Genomic DNA, 7,497 nt, shown 5'->3' with positions numbered 1-7,497 from the left:
TATTTATTTTTACAACCATGAGCGCATCCAGTTAAAAACCGGAGAGCCGCCGCTTACGCGACGCCTCTCCACTTAAAACTTCATATTTTCCTACATAGAGGCCTTTTTGTGCTGTCCGCACAATCTGAAGCAGTTCAAAAATCTCACTGCCTTTTTGCGTTGAAAGGAATAGTACTGTCTAAGGTCTAGGAAGATTTTATGAACTTTTTTCGTGATACAATAAATCATAGAGAGGGTTAAGAAAGAATAAACAGGAAAAAGAAAGATAATCTAACCAAGAGATATTTCTGAAATGACTGTTCCATATAGTTTTAGTTGTGATTAGTTTTATGCTGAGTTTTATAACGATAGAGTGCATTATGATGATGCGTATGGTATTTTGATGTGATATGATTGAAAATATTACAATTTATGACAATTTTTTATATAAAAAAATATTATTGCTTATTGTTTTCTTGAAATAAATGGTATATATTAAAAAATAAGGTACATAAAATGGGGGAGATAAGTATGGTAAATTCAGTATATAAACCGAAATATCCGGTTCAAACATTGGAAAAAGCAATTGACATTTTGCTGTGTTTGAAATGTGCGAATTCTTCTAGCGGAATGGGTCTTGCGGAAATCAGTGAAAAGCTGGATATGGGAAAAAGCGTTGTACATCGAATTTTGGATACACTTTATGCTTATGGTTTTGTAGAAAAGGTAGAAGGAAGTGTTACGACCTATCGTTTGGGATGGGGGATTTATGATATTGCTCAGGCAGTTCCTGCTAGCCACAATTTAAATGAGGCTGTTTATCAGAAGATTTTGGAACAGTTATGTACAAAATGTATGGAAACGGTCAATCTGGGTATTTATAACAATGGCGAAGTTGTTATTATCTGTAAGATGGAGCCAGATCGAAGGCTGCGTTCTACTGTGGAGATTGGAGAAAGAGAGCCTTTGTATGCAACTGCTTTGGGAAAACAATTCCTGAGTCATTTCACAAAAGAAGAAGTAAAGGACTATTTTACAAAAGCAGATATTCAGCCAATAACACAGAATACAATCGTATCATTAGATGATATGTATTCTGAATTGGAAATAGTGAAAAAAAATGGTTATTCCATAGACAATATGGAATTTTGTGATGATTTGATTTGCACAGCGGTTCCTGTCTTTGACTATAAGAATGAATTGATAGCGGCTATCAGCATTAGTGTTCCTAGCAGTAGATTTACAAAAGAAAAAAGTCAAGAGATTATTCAAGAACTCAAAAAGGCTGGAGAAGCCCTTTCGGAATATCTTGGGTATCAAAAAGAAGTATAGACAACAAAATTTATGATATTACAAAACCTTCTATAGTAAATATAGAAGGTTTTTTTATGCATAAAAGGAAATAGGAAGAGCCCTGATTCAGTAGATAGAATCAGGGCTCTTTTTTTGACAAAGCAAGAGATCGTCAACAAAGCATAAAAAAACAAAAAATAGGATAGGAAATGCCCTTTCGGAACTGCACAAATTTTTCATGGAAAAATTGTACATATTTTAATGCAGAACACCGTTGACAAATAGAATGGCATTCCATATAATAAAGCTACAACACATTCCCAATATCAAAACAATATTCTACTATTTAGAATTAAAGGAGGAGTTTTTATGGTAGGTAAAAAAGTAGTACATCATCTGATGATGAGCGCAAAAGATGCACATTATGTAGGTGGTCTGGTAAACGGCGCAAGAATCGTTGACCAGTGGGGAGATGTCGGCACAGAACTTATGGTTTATGTGGATGGCGATATCAGTCTGTTCCTGGGATATGAAAATATTGAATTTTTGTCTCCTGTATATGTAGGTGACTTTATGGAATATCATGGCTGGATAGAAAAAGTTGGTAACCAGTCTTATACATGTAAATTTGAAGCGTGGAAAGTGGCAACACAGCTGGACAGAACAGACGCAGATCTTTCTGGTGTAGCAACACCCGGAACAGCAGCAACTGCCTGTGAACCTCCAGTACTGTGCGGCAGAGCAACAGGCAGTCTTTATATCGCGAAGAAGGATCAGAGAGGACCTCAGGAATCTTCCTTTAAAGACAGAAAACATCCCGGAGAATAATATGTGTTTTGCAGTCCAGTAGTAGGATTTTAAGCAGATAAATGCAATGACTCATCATAAATCCGCTGGAACAAAAAGCACTTGGTTCCGGCGGATTTTACTTCATAAAAACGAAAAGGGGGAAGCGCTCCTATGAATTTGGTCAAAATTGATTTCGACAGATGCAAAGAGTGTCATTATTGTGTGAAATTCTGTCCTAAGAAAATTATTGCCGCTGGGGACAAAATCAATAAGCAGGGCTACTACACACCTGTTATTGAAAATATGGAAGAATGCATTGGATGTGCGACTTGTGCAAAAGTTTGTCCAGAAGGTGCAATTGAAGTTGTAAAAGATATTTCTGAATAGGGAGGTATGACCAATGGGCGAGAAAGTGTTTATGCAGGGGAATGCGGCACTGGCTGAGTCTGCAATTCGCGCAGGATGCAGATTTTTCTTCGGTTATCCGATCACGCCATCTAGTGAAATGCCAGAATATTATGCAGCACAGGCACCCAAAAGAGATTTGGTTTTTGTACAGGCAGAAACAGAAGTAGCAGCTTTTAATATGATTGCTGGTGCAGCAGCAGCAGGCAAAAGAGCTATGACAGGTACTGCTGGTCCTGGTTTTAGCCTTGGACAAGAAGCCATGAGTTATATGGCAGCAGCAGGGCTGCCAGCAGTGGTTGTCAATGTTATGAGACCTGGTCCGGCTGACGGTGAGATCTTGGCATCGCAGGGAGATTATTTTCAAGCTGTAAAAGGCGGCGGTCATGGTGACTATAATGTGATTTGTTTGGCACCCTATTCTGTACAAGAACAGGCAGATATGATTCAGGAAGCCTTTGAATTGGCAGAACAGTATTTGAATCCCGTGATTGTTTTGACAGATGCTACACTGGCTAAGATGAGAGAAAGTGTTGAACTTCCTGGCGAAGTAACACCGAAAGATATTTCATTCCCTGGTGCTGTAACAGGCGCAAAGAACAGAGAACATAACGTAATCACTACATGTGGTGATGGTCCTGCACAGTGGGAAGCATTTAACCAGAATTTGCAGAATAAGTTTGCAAAGATCCGCGAGAATGAACAAAGATGGGAAAGCATCGAAACAGAAGATGCAGAACTAATTCTCGTAGCATTTGGTTCTGTTGCCAGAGTTGCTCTGGATACTGTTGAAATGGCAAGAGAAAATGGTCTGAAAGTTGGTATGATTCGTCCTCAGCGCGTATGGCCTTTCCCTGAAAAAGCTTTTGAAGGCTTAGATGGTAAAAAGTTCTTGGTAGTGGAACTGAATGCAGGTCAGATGGTGGAAGATGTCAAGCTTTCTGTTAAAGATAAAGATGCAGTTTCTTTCTATGGTCGTTTAGGTGGTTTTACACCAACACCGAAAGAATTGCTGGAAAAAGTAAAAGAACTGTATGCGAAATAGAAAGGGGTGCAGATAATGCAAGTTATGTACAAAAGACCATCAGCCCTGCAGGAAACCTATTTCAAATACTGTGGCGGATGTGGACATGCGATTATCAATAAACTGATTGCGGAAATCATTGACGAAAAAGGCTGGCTGGAAGATACCGTTATGGTATGGCCCATTGGCTGTTCTGTATATGCGGATCAGTATTTTAAAACAGATTCCATTTGTGCGCTGCATGGGCGTGCACCTGCTCTGGCAACTGGATTGAAACGTGCCAGACCAGAAAACTTGATTGTTGTTTATCAGGGGGATGGCGACATGGTATCAGAAGGGATGTCCGAAATTATCCATGCAGCCATCAGAGGAGAGAAGTTCAGTGTTATTTTTGTTAATAATGCGATTTACGGCATGACAGGTGGACAAATGGCACCTACTACGCTGGAAGGGCAGATCACATCTACCACACCTTATGGGAAAACAGTAGAACAGGCAGGTGCTCCAGTGAATATGGCAGAATTGATTTCTAATATTCAAGGTTGTATTTACAGCGAAAGAGTTGCAGTGAATAGTCCCAGAAATATTTTCGCGGCAAAAAAAGCGATTCAGAAAGCACTGGAACTGCAGAAAGAAGGCAAAGGCATGAGTTTTGTGGAAATTCTTTCTCCTTGTCCTACAGGTTGGGGGCTGAAGCCTTTAAAAGCAATTGAATTTATTGATGATAACATGATTCCCATTTATCCATTGGGAGTATTCAAAGATACGGAGGTGGATAAATAATGAAAAGTCAATTTATGTTTTCGGGTATTGGCGGACAAGGTGTCATCTCCATTGGTGAATTGATCTGTCAGGCGGCAGTACGCAAAGGATATACAGTTACTTTTTCTCCTTCCTATGGTCAGGAAAAGCGTGGCGGTCGTACTATGTGCCAGATGACTGTAGCAGAAAAGATGGGCTCTCCTATTATTTCTGAAGCAGAATTACTGCTGGTAATGGATGATCGTTCTTTAAAAGATTATGAAGCAATGGTAAAGCCTGGCGGCAAATTAATCATTAACAGCAATCTGGTATCCATTAAACCGGAAAGAATCGATATTGATATTATCCGTGTGCCAGTAAATGACTTAGCAATGGAACTGGGCAATGCAAAAACAGCGAATATGGTAGCGCTTGGCGTTGCAATGAAATATCTGAACTTTGTAAGCCTGGATGAAGTAAAAGACGAACTAAAGTCTGTGTTCCCAGGTAAAAAAGAAAAACTGATTCCTGTAAACAGAGATGCTCTGGATAAGGGATATACGTTTTAAGAATATATCATTAGAAACAGAAAATATTCTATTTATGTTTTTTGACAGGAGGAATATACTATGAGCAATAACCCTTTTGAAACATCCCAGGCGGCTCTGCATACCGCAGCAAAAATTGCAGGTATCAATCCCGATGCTGTTAGATATTTGGAACAGCCTAAAAGAATTTTTCAGTTTACCATTCCTATGAAAATGGATAATGGCGAACTGAAATTCTTCGAAGCTTACAGAGTACATTATAATGATGCCCTGGGGCAGGTGAAAAACGGTCTGAGATTTGTTCCTGATTTGGATCTGGATATCGTAAAAGCTCTGGGTTTGTGGATGACAGTAAAACATGCAGTAGCAGGTATTCCTGCAGGCGGCGGTAAAGGTGGCGTGAAAGTTGATCCTAAAACACTGTCTGAAGGTGAATATGAAAGACTGTGTCGTGCTTACATTCGTAAACTTCCTATGAAAGGCGCATGGGTTGACGTTCCTGGTGCTGACATTGGTACAAGCGGTAAAACAATGGCTTGGATGCTGGATGAACTGGAGGAAATCAAACAGTATCATCAGCCTGCGGCAATCAATGACAAACCTGTTGCTACAAATGGTACACAGCTGAGTATGGAAGCAACAGGTACTGGCGTATTCTTCGTAACAAGAGAGGCTGTAAAAGATCTGGGTATTGCGTCCGATGCAAAAATTGTTGTACAGGGCTTTGGCAATGTAGGCAGAACTGCTGCACTTTTGTATCGGGAAGCGGGCTTTAAAGTAGTAGGTGTTGGCGATATCAAAAATGCAATCTACAACGAAGATGGTATTGATATTCCTGCACTGGTTGAACATGTTGCGAAAACAGGTTATGTAGAAGGTTTCCCTGGTACAAAATCTCTGAGCAATGCAGAACTGCTGGAACTGCCTTGTGATATTCTGGTTCCCGCTGCTGTTCAGAGCGTACTGAACGAAGGTAATGCAGATAAGATTCAGGCAAAACTGATTATGGAAGCGGCAAATGGTCCTACAACTCCTGAAGCAGAAGAAATTCTGGCAAAAAGAGGCATTGCTATCGTTCCAGATGTACTGACAAACTGCGGCAGTGCAATCGTATGCTCTTTTGAAAGAACACAGGGGCTGACAGATGATTACTGGGATGTGGATAAGGTAAGAAACAAACTGGAAGAAAGAATTGTTAGTGCTTACCGTGCGACAAAAGCTTCAGCAGAAAAATATGATACATCCATGAGAAATGGTGCTTGGATCAATGCCCTGAAGAAAATTGCAGATTCCATGACAGCACGTGGCTGGATCTGATCTGTGGATAGAATGCAGTTGGCATTGTCGGTCAACAGAAAATGAGAAGTGTTTGGAAGGCGGCGTTTTATGTATAACTTTGAGCAATATAAAGATGAAGTAATTCAATTGAGAAGACATTTTCACAAACACCCTGAATTAGGGTTTCAGGAATATGAAACATCCAAATTTATTCAGGAATATCTGAAAAATCTGGGGCTGGAACCGAAAGTTATTGCGAAAACGGGTGTTGTGGCATTGATTGAAGGGAAATATCCTGGAAAAACAATATTGCTGAGATCGGATATGGATGCACTTGCAGTTTTGGAAGAAAACGATGTTGCATATGTATCTGAAAACAAAGGTGTTATGCACGCCTGTGGACATGATGGACATATGGCAATGCTTCTGGTCGCGGCGAAAAGTCTGACAGAGCAAAGGGATGCAATGCATGGGACTGTGAAATTGGTATTTCAGCCGAATGAAGAAGAGGATGGTGCAAGCTTCTTGATCAAAGAAGGGGTGCTGAAAAATCCCGATGTGGATACGTCTTTTGCAGTGCATCTTTGGACACCCATTCCCAGTGGGTATATTGGTTTGAAAAGTGGTCCGGTGATGGCAGAAATGTATAACTTTAAAATCACATTGGTGGGGAAAGGCGGGCATACTTCGGCACCCCAGAGCAGCATTGATCCCATCATCTGTGCAGCCAATATCATTCAGTCTGTGCAGAGTATTCAGACCAGAGAAATTGATCCTATGGATGCTACTGTCATTATGTTTGGCAAAATCTCTGGTGGTACATCTTCCAATATTATCGCAGAAACGGTAGAAATGGAAGGTACCCTTCGTTATCTTTATGATGGCGATGATGACGGCGAACAGCAGCCTAGAAAGCGATTTGAAAGAATTGTGAAAAGTATCTGCGAAGCTTACCGTATTAACGGCACTGTAGAGTTTATGCCAAGCAGTTATACTGTTATGAATGATGAAAGCAGTGTACAGTTCCTGAAAACACATGTCATGAATCAAATTGTTCCTGAACATAATATCATTCCTTACTGTTGTATGGGCGGGGAGGACTTCTCTGAGTTTATCAATCACAATAACATTCCTGGTGCCTTGATCTTTATTGGGACAGGCAATCCAGAAGTTGGCAGTGACAAACCTCATCATAGATGTGATTTCAATATTGATGAAGATACACTGCTGACCGGTGTGAAAATTCATGTGCTTACTGCATTGGAATATTTAAAATAAAGTAATTCTGTAACCCAAGAGTACAAAATCGACTTAAAAGTCCAGCGGTGATATGTCAAGATAAAAACAATATTGAAAGATATACTTTCAGCTATGTTTCAAAAAGACAAAAACACCCACCTAAGCCCTGCAAATCGTATTTTTGAAAAATGAGCAGGGTTC

At 40.1% G+C, this 7,497-nt stretch carries 8 protein-coding genes; all 8 read left to right on the top strand.

All coding sequences use genetic code 11. The features are described from left to right. Positions 1-510: 510 nt before the first annotated feature. Positions 511-1,311: an IclR family transcriptional regulator gene (locus INF29_RS13545; RefSeq protein ID WP_193487228.1), complete on the top strand. Its 801-nt coding sequence runs from the start codon at positions 511-513 to the stop codon at positions 1,309-1,311. 330 nt (positions 1,312-1,641) lie between these two features. Beyond that, a complete protein-coding gene (locus INF29_RS13540) occupies positions 1,642-2,100 on the top strand; it encodes a hotdog fold domain-containing protein (RefSeq protein ID WP_193487227.1) in 459 nt (152 codons plus the stop codon). Between the two features lie 132 nt (positions 2,101-2,232). Continuing rightward, entirely contained in the window at positions 2,233-2,448 is a 216-nt protein-coding gene (locus INF29_RS13535; protein ID WP_193487225.1) for a 4Fe-4S binding protein, read from the top strand. Positions 2,449-2,461: 13 nt separating this feature from the next. Further along, positions 2,462-3,511 carry a 3-methyl-2-oxobutanoate dehydrogenase subunit VorB gene (gene vorB, locus INF29_RS13530; RefSeq protein ID WP_193487223.1) on the top strand — a complete coding sequence of 350 codons (1,050 nt, stop codon included), beginning with the start codon at positions 2,462-2,464 and terminating at the stop codon, positions 3,509-3,511. A 15-nt stretch (positions 3,512-3,526) separates the two neighbouring features. After that, entirely contained in the window at positions 3,527-4,273 is a 747-nt protein-coding gene (locus INF29_RS13525) for a thiamine pyrophosphate-dependent enzyme (RefSeq protein ID WP_193487221.1), read from the top strand. Next, positions 4,273-4,800: a 2-oxoacid:acceptor oxidoreductase family protein gene (locus INF29_RS13520; protein ID WP_193487219.1), complete on the top strand. Its 528-nt coding sequence runs from the start codon at positions 4,273-4,275 to the stop codon at positions 4,798-4,800. The genes INF29_RS13525 and INF29_RS13520 overlap by 1 nt, the downstream gene beginning before the upstream one ends. Positions 4,801-4,860: 60 nt before the next feature. Continuing rightward, entirely contained in the window at positions 4,861-6,096 is a 1,236-nt protein-coding gene (locus tag INF29_RS13515; RefSeq protein ID WP_193487217.1) for a Glu/Leu/Phe/Val family dehydrogenase, read from the top strand. Positions 6,097-6,165: 69 nt separating this feature from the next. Next, positions 6,166-7,335, top strand: coding sequence for a M20 metallopeptidase family protein (locus INF29_RS13510; protein WP_193487215.1), 1,170 nt, complete (start codon positions 6,166-6,168; stop codon positions 7,333-7,335). The last annotated feature ends 162 nt before the right edge of the window (positions 7,336-7,497 follow it).

Origin of the sequence: Anaerotignum lactatifermentans, assembly GCF_014982935.1 — a bacterium.
In the GTDB taxonomy this organism is placed as follows: domain Bacteria; phylum Bacillota; class Clostridia; order Lachnospirales; family Anaerotignaceae; genus Anaerotignum; species Anaerotignum lactatifermentans.
Note: the sequence above shows the minus strand (reverse complement) of the source record. Positions and strands in the feature narration are given on the sequence as shown.